This window comes from Clostridium sp. FP2 (assembly GCF_011065955.2).
Taxonomy (GTDB): Bacteria; Bacillota; Clostridia; order Clostridiales; family Clostridiaceae; genus Clostridium_AD; species Clostridium_AD tagluense.
The window spans coordinates 1,272,692-1,291,859 of the sequence record NZ_JAAMNI020000001.1 but is presented as its reverse complement, the minus strand read 5'-3'; the positions used below and the strand labels follow the sequence as shown (position 1 = coordinate 1,291,859).

At 29.6% G+C, this 19,168-nt stretch carries 19 protein-coding genes and 1 other annotated feature; of the genes, 4 read left to right on the top strand and 15 right to left on the bottom strand.

Going from position 1 to position 19,168, the window contains the following annotated elements; translation table 11 throughout:
• Window positions 1-15 precede the first annotated feature (15 nt).
• Together G9F71_RS05990 and G9F71_RS05985 are read right to left on the bottom strand one after the other, a co-directional pair.
• Window positions 16-510, bottom strand: a complete 495-nt coding sequence (locus G9F71_RS05990) for a hypothetical protein (protein ID WP_164949963.1) — start codon at window positions 508-510, stop codon at window positions 16-18.
• A gap of 165 nt (window positions 511-675) precedes the next feature.
• On the bottom strand, window positions 676-2,073 hold the full coding sequence (locus tag G9F71_RS05985; protein WP_164949964.1) for an MATE family efflux transporter: 1,398 nt from the start codon (window positions 2,071-2,073) through the stop codon (window positions 676-678).
• Window positions 2,074-2,308: 235 nt separating this feature from the next.
• Between G9F71_RS05985 and G9F71_RS05980 the strand changes: the two genes are divergently transcribed.
• Both G9F71_RS05980 and G9F71_RS05975 read left to right on the top strand, forming a co-directional pair.
• On the top strand, window positions 2,309-2,452 hold the full coding sequence (locus G9F71_RS05980; protein WP_164945392.1) for a hypothetical protein: 144 nt from the start codon (window positions 2,309-2,311) through the stop codon (window positions 2,450-2,452).
• A gap of 58 nt (window positions 2,453-2,510) precedes the next feature.
• Window positions 2,511-2,739: a binding site (T-box leader), on the top strand.
• 253 nt (window positions 2,740-2,992) lie between these two features.
• Window positions 2,993-3,202 (top strand): OB-fold nucleic acid binding domain-containing protein, encoded by a 210-nt coding sequence (locus G9F71_RS05975; protein WP_164949965.1) that lies wholly within the window; start codon window positions 2,993-2,995, stop codon window positions 3,200-3,202.
• A gap of 119 nt (window positions 3,203-3,321) precedes the next feature.
• Here G9F71_RS05975 and G9F71_RS05970 read toward each other — a convergent pair whose 3' ends face one another.
• The 13 genes from G9F71_RS05970 to G9F71_RS05915 form a co-directional block, all read right to left on the bottom strand.
• On the bottom strand, window positions 3,322-3,975 hold the full coding sequence (locus G9F71_RS05970; RefSeq protein WP_164949966.1) for a lysoplasmalogenase: 654 nt from the start codon (window positions 3,973-3,975) through the stop codon (window positions 3,322-3,324).
• A 199-nt stretch (window positions 3,976-4,174) separates the two neighbouring features.
• Window positions 4,175-5,581, bottom strand: coding sequence for a cysteine--tRNA ligase (gene cysS / locus G9F71_RS05965; protein ID WP_164949967.1), 1,407 nt, complete (start codon window positions 5,579-5,581; stop codon window positions 4,175-4,177).
• 327 nt (window positions 5,582-5,908) lie between these two features.
• The gene (locus G9F71_RS27200; protein ID WP_258881059.1) at window positions 5,909-6,040 is read right to left on the bottom strand and encodes a hypothetical protein; all 132 of its coding nucleotides are present in this window, start codon (window positions 6,038-6,040) and stop codon (window positions 5,909-5,911) included.
• 156 nt (window positions 6,041-6,196) lie between these two features.
• A complete protein-coding gene (locus G9F71_RS05960) occupies window positions 6,197-6,523 on the bottom strand; it encodes a DUF1904 family protein (protein WP_164949968.1) in 327 nt (108 codons plus the stop codon).
• 67 nt (window positions 6,524-6,590) lie between these two features.
• A complete protein-coding gene (locus G9F71_RS27555) occupies window positions 6,591-7,796 on the bottom strand; it encodes a transglutaminase domain-containing protein (protein ID WP_224626208.1) in 1,206 nt (401 codons plus the stop codon).
• Between the two features lie 116 nt (window positions 7,797-7,912).
• A complete protein-coding gene (locus G9F71_RS05950) occupies window positions 7,913-8,755 on the bottom strand; it encodes a phosphatase PAP2 family protein (protein ID WP_164949970.1) in 843 nt (280 codons plus the stop codon).
• Window positions 8,756-8,840: 85 nt separating this feature from the next.
• Entirely contained in the window at window positions 8,841-10,349 is a 1,509-nt protein-coding gene (locus G9F71_RS05945; protein ID WP_164949971.1) for a hypothetical protein, read from the bottom strand.
• Window positions 10,350-10,386: 37 nt separating this feature from the next.
• A complete protein-coding gene (locus tag G9F71_RS05940) occupies window positions 10,387-11,769 on the bottom strand; it encodes a sensor histidine kinase (protein WP_164949972.1) in 1,383 nt (460 codons plus the stop codon).
• A gap of 1 nt (window position 11,770) precedes the next feature.
• Window positions 11,771-12,457, bottom strand: a complete 687-nt coding sequence (locus G9F71_RS05935) for a response regulator transcription factor (protein WP_164945383.1) — start codon at window positions 12,455-12,457, stop codon at window positions 11,771-11,773.
• A gap of 172 nt (window positions 12,458-12,629) precedes the next feature.
• Entirely contained in the window at window positions 12,630-12,959 is a 330-nt protein-coding gene (locus G9F71_RS05930; protein ID WP_164949973.1) for a hypothetical protein, read from the bottom strand.
• A 123-nt stretch (window positions 12,960-13,082) separates the two neighbouring features.
• On the bottom strand, window positions 13,083-14,567 hold the full coding sequence (locus G9F71_RS05925; RefSeq protein ID WP_164949974.1) for a methyl-accepting chemotaxis protein: 1,485 nt from the start codon (window positions 14,565-14,567) through the stop codon (window positions 13,083-13,085).
• A 92-nt stretch (window positions 14,568-14,659) separates the two neighbouring features.
• Window positions 14,660-15,400, bottom strand: a complete 741-nt coding sequence (gene ymfI / locus G9F71_RS05920; RefSeq protein ID WP_164949975.1) for an elongation factor P 5-aminopentanone reductase — start codon at window positions 15,398-15,400, stop codon at window positions 14,660-14,662.
• A 49-nt stretch (window positions 15,401-15,449) separates the two neighbouring features.
• Complete coding sequence (locus tag G9F71_RS05915) at window positions 15,450-16,307, bottom strand: GNAT family N-acetyltransferase (RefSeq protein WP_164949976.1); 858 nt, start codon at window positions 16,305-16,307, stop codon at window positions 15,450-15,452.
• A gap of 202 nt (window positions 16,308-16,509) precedes the next feature.
• Between G9F71_RS05915 and G9F71_RS05910 the strand changes: the two genes are divergently transcribed.
• Together G9F71_RS05910 and clcA are read left to right on the top strand one after the other, a co-directional pair.
• A complete protein-coding gene (locus G9F71_RS05910; RefSeq protein WP_164949977.1) occupies window positions 16,510-17,226 on the top strand; it encodes a YesL family protein in 717 nt (238 codons plus the stop codon).
• A gap of 294 nt (window positions 17,227-17,520) precedes the next feature.
• A complete protein-coding gene (gene clcA / locus G9F71_RS05905) occupies window positions 17,521-19,107 on the top strand; it encodes a H(+)/Cl(-) exchange transporter ClcA (protein WP_164949978.1) in 1,587 nt (528 codons plus the stop codon).
• Window positions 19,108-19,168 lie beyond the last annotated feature (61 nt).

The window sequence follows — 19,168 nt, the reverse complement described above, 5'->3', positions numbered from 1 at the left end:
CTGTAATAATACAGTTTAGTTATCTTTTCCTATGTTTGTTGCAATAGCTTTTGCCTCTTCTCTAGTACTACTTGGACCGCAAATATTAAATTTACCATTATATTTACTGTCTACCTTACCATGTCTTATAATTATCTCATTAAAGTCCTTTGATGTATCAAATGTTCCAATGATTTCATATTTTCCTGTTTTACTGTTTTTAGTCTCTATAAAAGCACTATACCCCCTACTTTTAAAAATATTGTTCTTCGCACATATTCTCTTTAAAATAACTTGTTGTTTAATACCATCCACTTCTACGCTTCCAGTAAATACATAATTTAGAGATAATTTCTTTTTTAATTCTCCAACAAGTTTAATTTCTGTTGGCTTTTGAAATTCACTATTCTCAGCATATATATATGCACTATAGTTTCTTTCTATGCTCACCGGTCTAAAATATATAACGGATATTAAAATCACACCAATAATTCCAATTACTAGTGAAGCCTTTAAAGTTACTTTATCCATATTCTTCACCTCAAATCTAAATTATTTTATTTAACAATATTACCCTCTCTACTTTCAACTACACGTAATATTATAAACTAAATTATCCTATAGTGCATTATAAAAAGTAAAGTAAGGAACCATTTAAAAAGCTTTTGATAAAACACCTTTAACCACCCATCTTATTTATCTTAATTTTATATATTTCCATTTTCCAGTTCTATATCTTGAATATATTAATACCCATCTTATAAATTGGTCAACAAATACTGCTATCCAGGCTCCTGAAAGACCAAGCCCTAATTTACTTACAAAAATATATGCAAGGATTGTTCTAATGCCAATTACACCAATAAACGTAGAAACTAATGGCCATATTGTATCCCCTGCACCCCTCAATGCTCCTGCTAAAATTAATTGAGAAGATTGAAATGGCTGTACAAATGCAATGATTTTTAAAGCAGTAGATGACATTTTTATAATTTCTGGATCTTTAGTGTATAATCCTACTAATTGTGGACCGAAAACAAATAGTATTATTGCCATTATAGAAGATATTATTGATCCTATTCTCCTAGCTTCTTTTCCATACTCATCAGCTTTGCCCGGTTTACCTTCTCCTAAGCTTCGTCCAATTAGAGAAGCTGCCGAGATTCCAAATGCTTGCCCTGGTGTAAATGATAGCCCCAGTATACTTAAACAAATTTGATGAGCTGCGAAAGTAAGGGTACCGAGTCCTGCAACCACTTTAATAAATATCATAATACCAACTCGCATTGCCATTTGCTCTAGAGACGCTGGTATCCCAATCTTAATTAGGTTATACATTATATTCTTATCAAATTTAAAATGACTTTTAATATTGAATTTAATAATACACTTTCCAGACAATAATTTTGTACATAATAAAACAGTTGCAATCATATTGGAAACTGCCGTAGATATGCCTGCTCCTGTTACGCCTAAAGCTGGAAAACCTATTAATCCATAAATTAAAACTGCATTTCCAAAAACATTAATAAAGTTAGCTTTTAAATTTATTTTCATTGGAGTCTTAGTATCACCAGCACCTCTTAATACCGCTGATAAGGAAAAATTAAAGGATTGAAATATAAATCCAACCATAATGGCCCTAAAATAATTTACTCCTACTAATAGGGTATCCGATTGAGCCCCTATAAAAGCCATTATTTCCTTAGTAAATACTAATCCAATTATACTTAAGGGTAAGGCAAAAAATACTTGACTTAACAAAATAATATGTTTAATAGTATTTTCAACTTTATCTAGTCTTTTTGAACCTATGTACCTGGCTACAATTGCCGTTCCACCTATATTTAAGGCTTGAATTAAAGATAAGCCAATAAATAATGGCTGATTAGTAATTCCCACTGCCGCTACAGATGCAGCCGCTACAGCTGTGTCTTTAATTCTCCCTAGCATAATCATATCAATCATACCAAATAAGGTCCCCAGTAATAATTCTGTTAAAACAGGCCAAGCGATATTAAAAACCTCTTTTGATCTAGGGTTTTTCATTTTAAAAATCATAATTTTGATTTTTACCACTAAAACATTTAGCATTTTTTGTCACTTCCTATTTTGGAATATTTAGACACTCTAAATATTTTATCACATTAGCAACCTAATTTCCATTATTATGGAAAACATTTGTAATTCTACAATAAATCAAATAAAAAAATACTAAATGGCAAAGTTTTTAGTAATAACTTAGACGCATTATACTCTAAATATTGGAGAAACTAATCTAAGTAGTATTGATAATATCTTATTAAAATTTAGAAAGGTGGTAATATCTATGGCAAGGAAAGATTCAAAAAACTATAATTATACTACTCAAGAGCAAATTATGATTAAGAAAAATGATGATGCTAGATTACCAAAATCACTTGGTAGTGATGAAAAAATCCAAGCTGCTTCAGAGGGCAGTAAAATAGAATAATTTTACTTGACAATTATAAACAAAAATGTTATGATTATTAAAATTTATAGTAATTATTGTAAAAACTATGATGAGAATAGTAAGTTGATGAAATCTTTTAAGTGAGTTAGGGATAGTGTAAACCTAATAAGAATCATTATACTGAAAGACATCTCGGAGTTGTGCATTTGAAATCTCACTACTGAGTTATTAGAGTGTATCGGTTTCCCCTGTTAAAGGGATAAAGTGAATCAATTATTTATGATTAACAAGGATGGTACCGTGGGATTTATACTCTCACTCCTACATGGAGTGAGTTTTTTTTGACATATTTATTATCCCACATTTTTAATTAACTTTTAGTTTTTCAATTGCTAGAAGCTATTGTACCCATTCTATAGTTACTTATATTTAATGATTAATAAGGGTGGTACCACCGGAATTTCTGGTCCCTGAGCAATGTTTATGCTCAGGGATTTTTTAATTGGTATAGGCTATATCAATTAAATCATCATCTACTATGCTGCAATACTAAAAATATTTTAAAAGGAGGACATATTTATGGAACGTTTATTAACAGAAAATCTTTATCGACATATGGGAGAAAAGGTAAAAATCCAAGGTTGGATACACAAAATAAGAAAAATGGGTAAAATATCTTTTTTAATAATAAGAGACAGGTCTGGTGTAGTTCAATGTGTGCTAGATAAAAATACTATAGATATCAAAGGTTTAAAACTTGAGTCTGTAGTTGAAGTAATTGGATACTAGAGCGATTAACCGCTCAACTTTTAGATATTCGAAATGTACGCGAAGTTACTCTATTTCCAAGGGATAGAGATAGAATAGCTCCTTAAATAATAAATTGCATATATTTTTATTAATTTCATCTAGTACAAATATCCGCCAACAATTAATGCTTGAGCTAAAACATAAGTTAGCATAATATATATATTTCCATTTTTAAATTTACCCTTAAAAGTGTAAAATCCTAACATAGCATCTGAGGATAAAAACAATAATGACCCAATAAACGGAAGGAAAAACGATATACTCATACCTATAACCCAAATACGTGCTAAACTAGCAAAGCTCATTAATAAAATAACTGCCATATATATGTAAGTAGGTATTTTCATATTGCCTAAATACATTGTCAATTTTTTCATTACAACGAAAGCGACCATAATATATATTATGATAATAAGGTAAAACCAGACTGGTATATCTTTTACAAAGGAAATTCCCTGTAAAAAAAGTAAAACATAACAAAGGTGACCTATAAGAAAAGCGACCAGGCCTAATATAAAATTGTTTTTCATTTCCGGCCACATTAAAAACATATCACCCATAAAACCAAATACTAATGCCATCACAATAAATTTATTAACTTGCGCTACACTTGCTATATAATAAATTGCAAGTAATGGCATTAAAAATGGTTTTGTATAACAGCGCCCCTTGTTATATTCATTTTTAGTAAAAACCATATGCATTACAAATATTATACAAAATAACCCCCCAATTATTAATTTACTTGTCAATTAAATAACTCCTTTCAACCTATAATATGTATCTTATGTAACTGAATTATATTTACAATCTATCTCTTAATTATTATAAATTGTAATTTAATTTAATTCAACCTTATATATATATATATTTATCTTTACTAAAATTGACTTAACCTTAATCTAAAATAAAGTACCTATGATTTCTCATAGGTACTTTATTAATTCGCACTTATTTTTTTTTCCAAGTTGTTCCTTCCTTAGTATCAAGAAGTTCAATATTCATAGTTATAAATTCATTTCTTATCTCATCTGCTCTTGCCCAATTTTTACTGGCCCTTGCCTGTGCTCTTTCAATTATAAGCTTATTTATAAGCTCCTCATCTACATTTGAGTCTACATCTTGAGTTGTCATAAGATCTAATGAGAATACCTTATCAAAATCTTCTACAAGTATAGCTTTTTCTTTATTATTAAGCTCATCATCTTTTAAAACATCGAAAAGTACGGTGAAAGCATTTGCTATGTTTAAATCATCACTGATACAAACTGCGAATTTTTCTTTGTAGCCGGAAATTCTCTCAGCACTTACTACATCATTTTCATCAATAGAAATTAAAACACTGGAAATTCTCTCTTTAAGTTTTTTAAGTCCCTTCTTAGCATCAGTTAAGCTCTCAAAACTAAACACTAACTGTTTTCTATATTTAGATAAAAGACAGAAATATCTATAATCAAGAGGACTAAAGCCTTCTTCTTCAAGTTTTGATACTGTTAAGAAGTCTCCAGTAGATTTTGACATCTTACCACTATCTACTACTAGAAACTCTGCATGCATCCAGTATTTTACCCATTTATGTCCTAGCGCCCCTTCGGATTGAGCTACTTCATTAGTGTGATGTATAGCAATATGATCTATTCCTCCACAATGAATATCTAAGTATTCACCAATATATTTAATAGACATTGCCGAACATTCTAAATGCCAGCCTGGAAATCCTCTACCCCAAGGTGACTCCCACTGCATAATTTGATTAGAAAACTTAGAATTTGTAAACCATAATACAAAATCAAGTGGATTTTTCTTATTAGGATCTATTTCTATTCTACTTCCTGCTTTCAGTTCATCAATACTAATATTTGCAAGCTTAGTGTAATCTTCAAATTTATCAATTTCAAAATATACATTTCCATTAGAAACATATGTATAGCCCTTTTCTTCAAGTTTCTTTATTAGATCTATCATATCGCGAATATGATCTGTGGCTCTACATACAATAGTTGGTCTTTTTATATTAAGCTTTTTACAATCTTCAAAAAAAGCATCTTCATAAAACTTAGCGATTTCCCACACAGTTTTATGCTCACGACTTGCTCCCAGCGCCATCTTATCTTCGCCTTCATCTCCATCTGATTGAAGGTGCCCTACATCCGTTACATTCATTACATGCTTAACTTTATAATTTACATACTCTAAGGATTTTTTAAGCACATCTTCAAAAATATATGTCCTTAAATTACCTATATGTGCATAGTTGTACACTGTAGGTCCACATGTGTACATTCCAACTTTACCTTCTTTATAAGGTATAAACTCATCTTTATTTCTAGTCAAAGTATTATAAACGTAAAAACTCAATATATTCACTCCTTCTTAAATAGTACAATAGTATCCACGACTTCCCTAAACTCACACAATAATTAAAAAATATAAAAAAACCACAGGTATGCTGTAGCTTCAAAGTATTAACAACAGCAAAATCAATCCTTCTGCTTTTAAAAAAATATATATATAAATTCTAACATAATATTAAGATAATGCAATAAATTATCACAATATTATTTTATTTCTTAGGAAATTATATAATTTAAAACTAGGAACAAGCTTGCTAATTTGCTTTTATTTTTATATTTTTCTATAAAATAAAAACAGAGCACATAAACAAAAGTTTATATGCTCTGTTTTTTATTTTCTGTCAGCAGATTGTTTTTTTGTTGTAGCATTTTGATTTTTTCCAGTTTCTCTTGTTATTGGAGTATCATAGTTACTCTTAACTAATCTAGAAAATTTATTATCAGGTTGACTATCTTTAGGCATAAAAACATCTCCCTTATCTATATTTATGTTTATATGTTTTGCTATTTTAAAAATTATATTCTATTTCACTTATTAATTTTAAATCTATAGATTTTAAAAAAACACTATTAACATTAATCCTCCATTAATGTTAATAGTGTTTTTATTTGTCTAATTCTAAAAATGCTCTCCATTTTCATAGTATCGCTTTTCTTCTAAAATTCTGAAAATAACATCCACATCTTTATACCCAGCCGAATGAACATACTTTGTAATTATTTTAGCCATGGTATCCTGAATTTCTTGACCTCTATCAAACCATGCAACTTCTACTGTGGGATATGCTTTTATTATTTCACCTTCCATAATAAATGTTGAACTAACACATTCAAAAGTAAAATAATTTTTAGGGCATTCAAGAAGTTCTTGCATTTCTTGTAACATATCTATGCTAATTTTACAAATATCATTTACTTCCACACCTTGCAACTTTAACTGTGGCACATCTATCAACTCCTTTTTAAATTATCTCATTTTCTATTTTAAACCTTGTACTTACTAATTCAAAGAATTAATTTTTCAAATTTGAAATTTTAAAACCCATTTTTAGAGAAGTTTTTAAATTTATATAATTATATAAGCCACTCATATCCTTACTTATGTATAAGATATAATTTTTACCTAATTCAAAAGGTATATTATGAATAATTTTCACAGTTTTCTTATCTTCAGATAGCTGAAGTGTTATAGGAAAATTGGAGTTTTCTCCTTGTCTACATATAAATACTTTATCCTTTAGACTCAATTCATCAATTTCCTTGTTAAAGTTAATATTCCATTCTTTTGTGGACATAACCACAGCATTACTATCTACTTTATTCCATTGCACAAATTGTTTTTCATCGAATACTGGTAATCTAGCATTATAAACTTGGTTTGCTACAGGATAGTCTGATTTTTCAAATATATGATTCTCTGAAATCTTTTTATCATTTAAATTAAAATAATTATAAAGTACTCTACCTTTAATATCAGGTACTGGGTCATCCCAAGTACAATCTAAATGATACCATATATTATTAAGCTTTACTAAGTTCCAGGCATGATCTTCACCATTACCTTTTCCTAAAACTATTTTAGTCTCAATCCCTACCTCATTTAACATTTTATAAGCTAATTGTGCATATCCACTACACACCGTTGTTCCATTTTTTAATGCTTCATAGGCACTAAATCTACTAAGTGTAGTATCATAAGCTACATGTGCTACAATATAATCATGAATTACTTTTTCCTTTTGATCATCATTCATACTAACTTTTATTATATTTTTGAGGATTTCAGTTACTTGCAAATTTACACAATCCTCTTGTATTTTTGTGGTATAAAAACTAAAAGTAAAATTTATTGTAACATCATTTTCATATCCTTTATAGCTACATTGATATGATTTTATGCAACTTTCTAAATAATCATCAGCTTTTAAAATTTCATCAATATCAGTTTCAATTATAGTTTTTAGATTGATGGTATCAGCTTTGTAAATTATGTTAAAGCTTGTCTCTCTTTGCGCTAACTGACTTTTTAAAATACTATTTAAATCCTGTAATGAATATGCTGTTTTTTCCACATTTGAATCATTATATGCTATAACTGAATTGCCATTTAGTTCTATTGCTGATGCATTTACTGACATTAAGTGTAAATTCATTGTTTCTAATATTAAAATTAATAATAAGATACATACTTTTTTTAACATATTTTTATGATATTTCACATTAGCACCTCTTTTTTATAAAATACGCTCTATTCCTCTGTCCTTATAATAAGTTTAGCCTATATTCTATAACATGTCTACAAGCATTTAAATTTCAATATTAAATAATATAATCCTTAAACATGTCCACCAAATCTTTTGAATATAGAGGGTGCTCCAACTGTAATCCACAATCCAATTACAAAATATCTGAAGAAATCAGCAAATATGCTGATAGGCAAAATTACCCTTAATATACCTTTTAATGTTATGAGAATAGTTAATCCAGACACCAATTTCATTCCCTGCTTTAACCTAGTATTTCTAACATCATACTTCACATACTTTGATTCTATAATGTATCCAATATAGAAACCCAACACTGTTCCTGATATTGTATAATAAGTTTTTTCTCTAAAAAATATCATTCCAATAAGCATAGGTACAACAATTATCATTAACGCCCATTTTCTCCCAGTAGTTTCGGCATATTCAAAAATATAATTGGATATAAAAACCCATATAACCGCAACTACTATTCCGCCAATTACATCTATGGGCCAATGTACGCCAAGATATAATCTTGAAATTCCAACTAATATAATAGCTAATATTCCCATTATATACATCCACTTTTTCTTCACCTGAATAATCCACGAGATCCAAAACATGGCAGTAGCTTGAGTATGTCCACTTGGAAAAGATTGTCCTGTAGCAGTCTCTACTCTCAAAGAGCTTATGCCAGACACACCTATGGGTCTTGCTAAATTTACTATATCCTTAAGCGTGGTGTTTACAATTGTGCTTGTAAGTAATGCAAAGCCTAATTTATATCCAAACTTTTTGTTTACACACCAAAATATTGTAGCGGCTGCAATAATGTAAAAATACTCTTCTCCAGTCATTGTAACTATTTGAAAAAAAGCATCCAAAAATGGTGATTTTATAGACTGTATAAATTTAATAATTTCAATCTGCATATTTCCTCCTAATCCATCTCATAAAGTTAATATATAAAATGTGATCACACATACATATGTGACCACCCTATGAAATTCCTTTATATTATTTGCCTTGAACTTTCTTTACATCTTCAGACCAAATTTTAACATAGTCATCTGTTGCCCACTGTGCCATAACAGACACTTCCGAATTCTTAAGTTGCAACTCTTTTAAGGGAACCGCACCTAATATATTATCTTTTATAGCATAAACTGCTAATTTTGAGTTAGTTAACACTACTACAATATCTTTATTAGGAGAGGTATATGCATCTAATGCATTAGGAACCTTTTGCTTTATAACCTCCCAAGATGGAAATAGTGAATCATAGTTTACCAAGTTTTCAGGTGCTTCTATAGGAACATTAAAGTCTGCATATTCATTTTTTACCGTTGGTTCTGAAAAATTTAATCTTCCACGTAACAACCATTTCCCGTTTTTTCTAAAAATCCCAAAACTTGTAGGTAATGGAGTATCAGTTACTATATCTTTATCTTTTTTTAAAATAGTTCTTAAATATGATTTTGCGCCAGAATTCAGACCTTCTATTCCCTTTTCACCTAATACCTTTGATGCAACAATTGGAACTTCTGACCCAGTATATATAGTATCCAAGGGAACCACTTCTAATAAATGAGATGCATTTAATTGTTTATCACTTTCAATATCTCTCTCATAACACACATAATCATTTCCCACAAAATTAATACTTTTAAAATCATAGAAATCTGCGTTTCTAACTTTTATGCTAGTTTTTTTTATTTCTTTGCCTACGGGCGCTGCAAGCAGAGAATCAACGCCATAATTATCAGTAATTTCTCTGCTAACTTGGAGTTTCCAAAACCCAGTCCTCCTTGGTACAAATAAAAACGGCAGTTCGGATATGGGCTCTACTGAACCATCATAACTAATCCATAATGTTCTATATACCGGTTCCAATATAGTTTTATTTTCATTAACATAAGGCAATTTATAATCAACATTTTTATAGTATTTTAAGCCTAACAAAAGTCCAGATTGATTTCCTTTTGTATAGGGTTCTAATTTTCTATAAGATAATTTTTTTCCATTTTCAATGTCTTCTACACTTATTTTGTTTTCATTAGATTGCTTTGACAGAAAGAAAAATACTCCATCCTTTATTATAATTATCCTACTATCATCAATTTTTATAATATCTCTAAAATAGTTTTTATTAGAAGTAATAGTAATAATCTTCATTTCACTTTGATTTATATTCATACTCTTCATGGAAGATTTATAGTTATTGTACAAATATGTATTTGTGTCTACACTTTTAATCTTAAATTCAGGCTTTTCACAATTATCATCTGGAAGAACAATTTTTTGTTCATTAAAATATGCCTTCTTTCCAATCCACGCCTTCGCTCCCTCTTCTCCCATTTTAGACATAGCTGAAAAGGCATAGCTTTCTACCTTCCAAATTCCATGGACTGGAATTGCTACTTTAGGTGGTATTACTCTGCTGGTTGTTGATAAATCAACATCATTACAGCCCGTGAAACTTATTAATACTAACACTAAAATAAATAAAGATAATATTTTTTTCATAACTTTGCTCCCTTGCACAGTATTAATTATTCACAAATCATACTGGAATAATTATACATACTTCTGTACCCTTATCAATCACACTATTAATTTGGAGTTCCCCCCCATGAAGCTTTATAATTTCATCGCATATCGAAAGTCCTATACCATTTTTAGAATTAGCATTTTCACCTTTAAAAAACTTTTCTTTCACTCTTGGTAATTCATCTTTTGGTATACCGCATCCTGTATCTATTATTTTTATAATAATATTTTCAACTTCTAAATTTGCCCTAACAATTACATTTCCTCCATTAGGCGTGAATTTAAAAGAATTATCTAAAATATTTATCAGTACTTGCTTTAACCTATTTCTATCCACAAATATTTTCGGTAAATTTTCTTCTATTTCTAGATTTAGCTGAATATCTTCCTTCAAAGCTCTAGGCATAGTCTGCATTTTTATATTCATTAAAATATCCTTTAAATCAATAAAATCCTTCTTTATAGACACTTTCCCTGAAGATAATTTAGAAAAATCTAACAAATCTTCAACTAAAAAAGTTAATCTATCAGATTCTTGTTCTATAATGCAAAGACCCTCTTTAATCTCTTCTTCATCTTCTAATTTACTAGAATTTAATACAATAGACCATCCTTTAATAGATGTCAGTGGCGTTCTTAGTTCATGCGATACAGAGGCAATAAATTCATTCTTCAGCCTTTCATTTTTTAATATTTCTTCGGTCATATAGTTTAAGGTTTTTGCTAGTTGTCCTAATTCATCATCTGAATTTATATTGATTTTCTCATTGAAATTTCCACTGGCCATTTTTTGCGCACCTACCATGATTTTTTTTATAGGTTTAGTTATTATATTAGAAATAAAGAGGCTTACTATTCCTGATAATATAATAACCATTCCACCAGTAATAAGGAAAAATCTAGACAGAGTATAAATATCCTCATCAATTTTCTTAAGTGAAGTTATGAACCTCAATACTCCATTTATTTTCCCATTATAAAATAAGGGATATGCTACTGTCATAACCCCCTCATTTTCGTATTTTTGTCTATCAATTATGCTACCAAGTCCTCCATCCAATGCTGTTTTAAAATCCTTTCCTTCCAATTTTTCTACTGGTATTGAACCTAGAGAATCCATAATAACAAATCCATTTAAATCTATAATTTGAACTTCAGCATTAATATTTTCATAAAACACGTCTACATTATTAGTTACATTTTCCTTTACGCCTGCTGAAGCTAAGTATGTATTATAAAAGCTAGTAGATAGCTTTAACTGATTTGATAGATTTGATTCTAAATTTTTGTAATAGTATTTTTTAGTACCTGCTATTAAAAATCCCTCTACAATTATAACTGTAATTAGTATTACTAATAGGTAACTACCAGCAAGCTTTGTTCTTATGGATTTCAATTTAAGAAGCCCCCCATCTATACCCTGTTCCCCAAACTGTCTCTATATACTGAGGATCTGATGGGTCTTTCTCAACTTTGCTTCTAAGTCTTCTAATATTTACATCAACTATTTTAGTATCTCCAATAAACTCATATCCCCAAATTGAATTTAAAAGCTCATCACGACTCAATGCCTTACTAGGATTTTGAATAAACATTTTCATAAGCAAAAATTCTTTTGGTGTTAAATCTAACTCTATATCATTTTTAAAAATTTTCTTTGAGTATAAATCAATTTTAAATTCTCTAGAATTAATAAAATTTGATCCTTCATTATTTTTGTACTTCATTCTCCTTAAAAGGGAATTTATCCGTGCAATAAGTTCTAATGGATTAAAGGGCTTTACCATATAATCATCTGCACCAAATTCTAGTCCCATGATTTTATCCATATCTTGTCCTCTAGCTGTCAAAATAATTATCCCAATATTTTCATTTTGTTTTTTTAATTTTTCGCAAAGTTCAAATCCATTCATACCTGGAAGCATAACATCTAATATAAGCACATCTGGGGTTTCCTGAAGTATTTTTTGTATGCCTTCTTCCGCTGAGGCAGCCTCAAAAACCTGGAATTTTTCTCTCTTTAAACTAATTTTTATAAATTTTCTAATAGACTCTTCGTCTTCCACTATTAATATTCTACTCATTCTGCACCCCCATTTACCTAATACTAAAATTATATCAAATATTACTACAATTTATAAGAGTTTTCTAAATTATAATAAAGACTTTATAAAATCCAGAAAATAAAAAACCAATCTAAGATATAGACTGGTTTTTTAAACATCATTTATAAATTTAGTCTTACTCGCATGTGCCTTATTCTACTTTTTCATAATCTACATCGATAATAACACTATCCTCGTAATTGATATCCATAGATTCTGCTCTATATATTTCACTACTAGACATATCAGCTTGTATATTCGCACTTTTCTTTGTACTTAGTTTATATATGAAATTTTTAATGGTCTTTATTAGCTTTACGCCATACCATGCTAAAACTCCAAAAACTGCAATAAAAAACAAGGCTCTAATAACAAAGATAGCTACAAAAGGTATTGCTACTAATAAAGCAATAAAAATACCAATAGATAAAGCTGATTTCATTAACTTTGAAATTGTGTTCTTGCCCTTTGTATATTCCATGATAATATTTTCCTTCTTTCATTTTATGCGATTTATTTGTTTATTAATAATCTAATTATACCATATAATTGGGCTCATATATTAATTGTATCTTAAGAAAGTATTAATAATCTATTAAATCATCTATTTTATTATTTTGTTTAATTCATTGCTTATATTACTAATCTCTTGAATCTCCTGTGCAATATCAGAAATTTTATTGTTCTGCTCATGTATCACAGACAAAATTTCTTCTGTAGTAGATGCATACTCCTGCGATACTGCTGCAATGTTTTGCACCTCTGTATCAACTACAGCAAATGTATCTTTAACATCACTTATAACATGGCTTTGTTTTGAAATATGTAAATTTAACTCTTCAAATGTTGTGATTAAATTCTCAAATGTACCATAAAGTTTTCGAGCAATTTGGTCTCCTATATTTACTGCCTCATTGCCTTTTTGCGCCTCTCCTAAAGCTACACTAGTGGTCTTACTTGTACTTTTTATAATCTTATAAATATTTTCAACAGTACTATTACTTTCCTCTGCGAGCTTACCAACTTCACTGGCTACAACCGAAAACCCTCTGCCAGCCTCTCCTGCCCTTGAAGCCTCTATTGAAGCATTTAAAGCTAATAAATTTGTCTGCTCTGCTATATTTTTTATCCCAGCTAAAAATTTGTCTATATCACACATCTGATTTTGAAGAGTAACTACTGTATCAAGAGAAGATTTAACTGCCTTCTTAATTATACTCATTTGCTTGTCCAATTCTTTAATTTGCTGTGTCCCCTCTGTTACATCATTATTTACCACTTCTGAAACAGTTACTATTTTTCGTGAAATTTCTTTACTTTGTTCCACCGTATTGGAAGTGCTAATTATAGTTTGACTTATATTGTTGACATTATCTGCTTGCATGGTTATTCCACTTGTCATCTCATTAACTGCTGAAACCACACTTTCGCTTATTTCCTTTACCATATTTATATTTACGTTACATTTTCCTATACTACCATTCAAAACCTCCGTACTTTTATCTATTCCTTCCATTGTATTTTCTAATTTTCCTAATAAATCCAAAGTTTTTTCCTCTTTTTCTAAACTTTCACGAATCAACTCCGAACTCCATTTTGTAAGTAAACATAATAAAAATATGCTAAGAGTTATAATGGCTAAACTACTTATAAATCCTCTAAATTCCATGCTAGTTCCCAATATGGATTTTGGTGACAAAATATACATTAAGATTAATGAAAAATCTAAAATAAATCCATAAATACATAACAAAATAATATCACTGTATAATGCTACTAATAACAGACAAGCATTATATATTAAAACTCCGGATTCTAATCCCCCTTGTAAATAAGCTAAATACAAACACCCAAAAAGTGGTGATAAATTTACTAGTAGCCCCTTAATTCTGAAATTCATCTTGGAAATATAAAAAATACTTGCAATTATTGATGATATTCCAGTTACAATCAAAACTTCTAGACCCGCATTTATTCCTTGTGCTACTGCTGTTTGTAGTGTTAATACAATAGTGGATACCCATATAGCTATAATGTTAAACTTTAAGGTTTTTTTATTTCTATCCGTAATTCCTTTTCCTCCATACATAATTATCTCCTCCTTATCAAACTATTTTATGTATAGTATATTATAGTATATATATATAAATTATACTATAAATTTCAATTTATTCTATTTAGTTATTGCATTCCACCATCTATTGTTATGATTTGTCCCGTAATATATTTTGAATTTTCACTTGCTAAAAAGGTTACAAGCATACCTACATCCTCCACTTCTCCAAATTTCATCATAGGTATTTCAGACACTAGGGATTCGCGATCATCTTCCGTTAACCAAGAATTCATTTCTGTATCTATAACCCCTGGCGCTATAGCATTAACTCTAATATTCGAAGGTGCAAGCTCTTTTGCTAAGGCCTTTGTAAAAGAATTAATTGCGCCTTTAGATGCAGAATAAATTACTTCACAAGAAGCACCTACATTGCCCCACATGGAGGATATATTTATTATGCTTCCACTTTTTTGTTTAATCATTTCTTTTATTGCATTATGAGAACAATTAATTGCACCCTTAAGATTTACATTTAAAATACTATCCCATTCACTGGGCGTAGCATCCATAAATAATCCTACCTTAGATATCCCTGCATTATTTATCAATATATCTATTTTACCTAATTTTTCAACAGTAATTTTTATCAAATTCTTTGAAAATTCATAATCACTTACATCACCTTTAATTTTCAAAGCATAAGCTCCTATCTCTCTAATTTCCTGCATAGTTTTTTCGGCTGCCATATCGTTACTTTTATAATTTATTACCACACAAGCCCCAGCCTTAGCTAGTTCTATAGCAATACCTTTTCCAATTCCTCTAGATCCTCCTGTAACTATAGCTACTTTACCTTTTAAATTCATAAAAATCTCCCCTAACCTATATTGTTTTTTTCTAATAGTTTTTTATATCTTATTTTTCACCAATATAATATAAACAATCCGGCTTCCAATCTGCTAAAGAAATGTAGCCAACTGACTTTAATTTTTCTATTAGAGCCTTATCCTGTGGGCAAAGAGGAGTAGATAGCTCCTTTATCCCAGTGTTCTTATACTTCAATAAATAATAATCCATAAATGTATTTATGGCCTCAAATGTATCTTCCATTGCAATAAAATTAGCTTCACCTTTATGTTTAAACAATCCAGTATGGCCATTTATTTTAACAAGTGAATTATTAGCTTTAAGGCTTTCATATAACTTAAAAGTAACTTCTTCAAAAACGAAGGCTAGTGGTAATAGTCCATTTCTTCTTTTTATATAATGATGATTTTTAAATTCCTCAAAGGTAATATCCCAAGCTTCTACATGAAAATCTTCTATATTTATATTTAAAGCTAAGGATGAAATATTCTTAATTGCTAAAACTTGAGTTTCCTTTAACTTAAAATTTAATTTCTCCATCATAGTTTTGCTTTCTATACTTGTAATATGGGTTGCAAAGGCAATTTTATTTATAACACCATTTTCTAATAATTCAGTTGCTCTTTTTAATATCTCCTCTGTAGCTCGCTTTGCCAATTTTTGACCTCGGTACTTAGCATGTACCCTGAGACCCTCGAGCCAACCACTTCCATCATAAAGTATCGATAGTTTAGCTACTACCACAACTTTATTATTATCTGTATCCACTCCACCTAAAAATATTCCTTTATCCTCTAACCATTTGTGAAATACACTAGGCAGATAATCGCAACCTTCCCAAATATCCTTTGAAATTTCTTCAATATCTTCATAATCTTCCGGTGTTAATTTTCTAAAAACTATCATAGAGTGCCTCCTTTATTATCTAGTATCTCCTTATCAACATAATTTCTAGTGTAATTTCATTAATTTTACCTCATTATCTCTAATTTAATAATAAGGCACATTCAAATAAATAACAATATGCTTCTACCTATTTGCATTTAACACAATTTATGTTACATTTTAACTAGTTATAAAAATAATTTAAATGCAATTGGAGGAACTAATGTCTAAAACAAAACGAGAATTTGGCGAAGGACCTATTTACAGCATATCTAATTACATATTTTGGTTTTTATCAGGCAATTTTTACTTTTGCCTCCTCAACATTCCACTACTTTTCATATTACTTGTGCTTATTTCTAATGGTGGAGTACTAATGCCACCCTGGTTTGCTTCTATTGTTATTTTATGTTGTATTCCCATAGGACCCGCCGCAACTGCGCTACTTAGCGTAATGGGAAAACTTATAAGGGAAAAAGATATAAATATCACAAAAGACTTTTTTAAAGCTTATAAAACTAATTTTTTTCAATCATTATTTTTTTGGATTCTAGAAATGCTTATAATAGGTATATTATTTATTGATACTAGATTCTTTATTTCAAAGGGTTACCCACAAATTATAACTTCGTTTATTTTTATCATCATTATTTTTATTTTTTTAATAAGTCTATATGTATACCCAATAATATCAAGATTTTATTTAAGTTGGAAGGATATTCTTAAAACTGCAACCTACTATTCCATTAAGAAAATTCATATTACACTATTGAATTTTGCTAGCTTTTTAGTTGTAGGCTTTCTACTTTTTAAAGTTTCTAACTTTGTATTATTATTTATGGCTAGCACAATCTGTTATTTACTAATGTTCTATCAACAAAAAATACTAATAGAAATCGAAGACAATCTTAAAAAAGGCACTAAGAATATTCAAGAATAAGGTATGTTATAAAGATAAAAGCATAAAATAAGGGGACGGATAAGTACTATTTAATAAAATTAAAATAGGACCTACCCGTCCTCCAATTAATGAACTAAAAATTTTTCAACTTAATTATAATAACTTGGATATTTAATTATCAACTAGATATTATTTAGTGATAATTTCTTTAAGTTTCCTACATATATATTTTTATATGTGATAACATATAAGATATAAAACAGTTATTTTATATACTTTAAAAAGTATTAAAGACTATAAAAATAATAGTTTTATAATAATGGAGGCAGAAAAATGGAATCAAAAAACAAAAACAACACCTATAATACCTTGTTCCGCTGGCATAGCTTTAGATTAAAGCTTGTGTTTGAGGGGATATGTGTAGGTATTATCACAGGTTTATTAATTGTACTGTATCGTTATGCACTTGAAAAGGCAGGAATTCTTTTAAGTGAAGTTTATAAAACTATATTTATTAACCCTATACTTCTTCTACCATGGGTCGGTGCTTTAGTAATTATGGGATATATCGTAGGATTAATGGTTAAACATGAACCCATGATAAGTGGAAGTGGAATTCCTCAAGTTGAAGGAGTTTTACTTAGAAAACTTGATATGAAATGGTGGAGAGTATTGCTTGGTAAGTTTATTGGAGGAGTTCTTTCGATAGGATCAGGCCTTTCCCTTGGACGCGAGGGACCTTCTGTTCAGTTAGGTGCGGCAGTTGGGCAAGGTTTTAGCAAGGTATTTAAAAGGGTAAAGGTCGAAGAAAAATATCTTATTACAAGTGGAGCAAGTGCAGGCCTTGCTGCTGCCTTTAATGCTCCTTTAGCAGCAGTAATGTTTTCATTAGAGGAAGTTCATAAAAACTTTTCTCCATTAGTTTTGCTTTCTGCTCTAGCTGCGGCACTATCCGCGGATTTTGTAGCTAGAGGCTTTTTCGGACTAAAACCAGTTTTTAATTTTGAAAATATATCTGTATTGCCCCTTAAATTTTATTTTTATATAGTTTTATTAGGTGTTATTGTAGGCGTTTTAGGCGTAGTTTTTAATAACCTTCTTCTAAAAACTCAAAATTTATATGTAAGTCAAAAATGGCTTCCAAAAGAAATGAGAATTATTATACCCCTGCTAATTTCGGTTGTTTTTGGAATTTTATTACCACAAGTTTTAGGTGGAGGACATGAACTTATAACATCACTAGTTACGGGGAATTTTACGCTAACGATTTTAGTGGTTTTAGTTCTTGTTAAATTTTTATTCACTATGGCATGTTATGGATCGGGTGCTCCAGGTGGAATCTTTCTTCCACTACTTGCAATTGGAGCCTTAATAGGAAATCTTTACGGAATAGCACTTGTACATTTTGTACATTTTGATAGTATGTATATTAATAATATTATAATACTTGCAATGGCAGGATATTTTACAGCTGTAGTTAGATCACCAATAACTGGTATTATTCTAATTGCTGAAATGTCAGGCTCCTTTAAGCATTTGCTTTCTCTAGCTATTGTATCTATAGTGGCTTATATGATTGCTGATATTTTATCATCAAAACCTATATATGAATCTCTACTTGAAAAATTTTTACACAATCAAGGAGAAAAAATGTCTTTTGGCAACAATAAGCATAAGGCTATACTTGAATTTGCAGTTTGTATGGGATCACAGTTAGATGGCAAGCAGATTAGAGAAGTCAAATGGCCATCACAATGTTTATTAGTATCTGTTAAAAGAGGTGAAGATGAAATAATCCCCAAAGGCGACACTGTTATTTATCCTGGTGACTATTTAGTTGTGCTTACTAATGAGGATAGGGTATGTAAAATCAATGATGCTTTAATACTGATGATAGAAAGTTGTGAGATATTAAACTAAATTTTTTAATAAAAATTATATTTTCTTGCAATATAAATGATTATCTTTTATATTTATAATA

Excerpts from the sequence above, each read along its gene's own strand:
- G9F71_RS05990 (WP_164949963.1), bottom strand. The coding sequence starts at position 510 with ATGGATAAAGTAACTTTAAAGGCTTCACTAGTAATTGGAATTATTGGT.
- G9F71_RS05985 (WP_164949964.1), bottom strand. The coding sequence starts at position 2,073 with ATGCTAAATGTTTTAGTGGTAAAAATCAAAATTATGATTTTTAAAATG.
- G9F71_RS05980 (WP_164945392.1), top strand. The coding sequence starts at position 2,309 with ATGGCAAGGAAAGATTCAAAAAACTATAATTATACTACTCAAGAGCAA.
- G9F71_RS05975 (WP_164949965.1), top strand. The coding sequence starts at position 2,993 with ATGGAACGTTTATTAACAGAAAATCTTTATCGACATATGGGAGAAAAG.
- G9F71_RS27200 (WP_258881059.1), bottom strand. The coding sequence starts at position 6,040 with ATGCCTAAAGATAGTCAACCTGATAATAAATTTTCTAGATTAGTTAAG.
- G9F71_RS05950 (WP_164949970.1), bottom strand. The coding sequence starts at position 8,755 with ATGCAGATTGAAATTATTAAATTTATACAGTCTATAAAATCACCATTT.
- G9F71_RS05945 (WP_164949971.1), bottom strand. The coding sequence starts at position 10,349 with ATGAAAAAAATATTATCTTTATTTATTTTAGTGTTAGTATTAATAAGT.
- G9F71_RS05935 (WP_164945383.1), bottom strand. The coding sequence starts at position 12,457 with ATGAGTAGAATATTAATAGTGGAAGACGAAGAGTCTATTAGAAAATTT.
- G9F71_RS05930 (WP_164949973.1), bottom strand. The coding sequence starts at position 12,959 with ATGGAATATACAAAGGGCAAGAACACAATTTCAAAGTTAATGAAATCA.
- G9F71_RS05925 (WP_164949974.1), bottom strand. The coding sequence starts at position 14,567 with ATGTATGGAGGAAAAGGAATTACGGATAGAAATAAAAAAACCTTAAAG.
- ymfI (WP_164949975.1), bottom strand. The coding sequence starts at position 15,400 with ATGAATTTAAAAGGTAAAGTAGCTATAGTTACAGGAGGATCTAGAGGA.
- G9F71_RS05915 (WP_164949976.1), bottom strand. The coding sequence starts at position 16,307 with ATGATAGTTTTTAGAAAATTAACACCGGAAGATTATGAAGATATTGAA.
- G9F71_RS05910 (WP_164949977.1), top strand. The coding sequence starts at position 16,510 with ATGTCTAAAACAAAACGAGAATTTGGCGAAGGACCTATTTACAGCATA.
- clcA (WP_164949978.1), top strand. The coding sequence starts at position 17,521 with ATGGAATCAAAAAACAAAAACAACACCTATAATACCTTGTTCCGCTGG.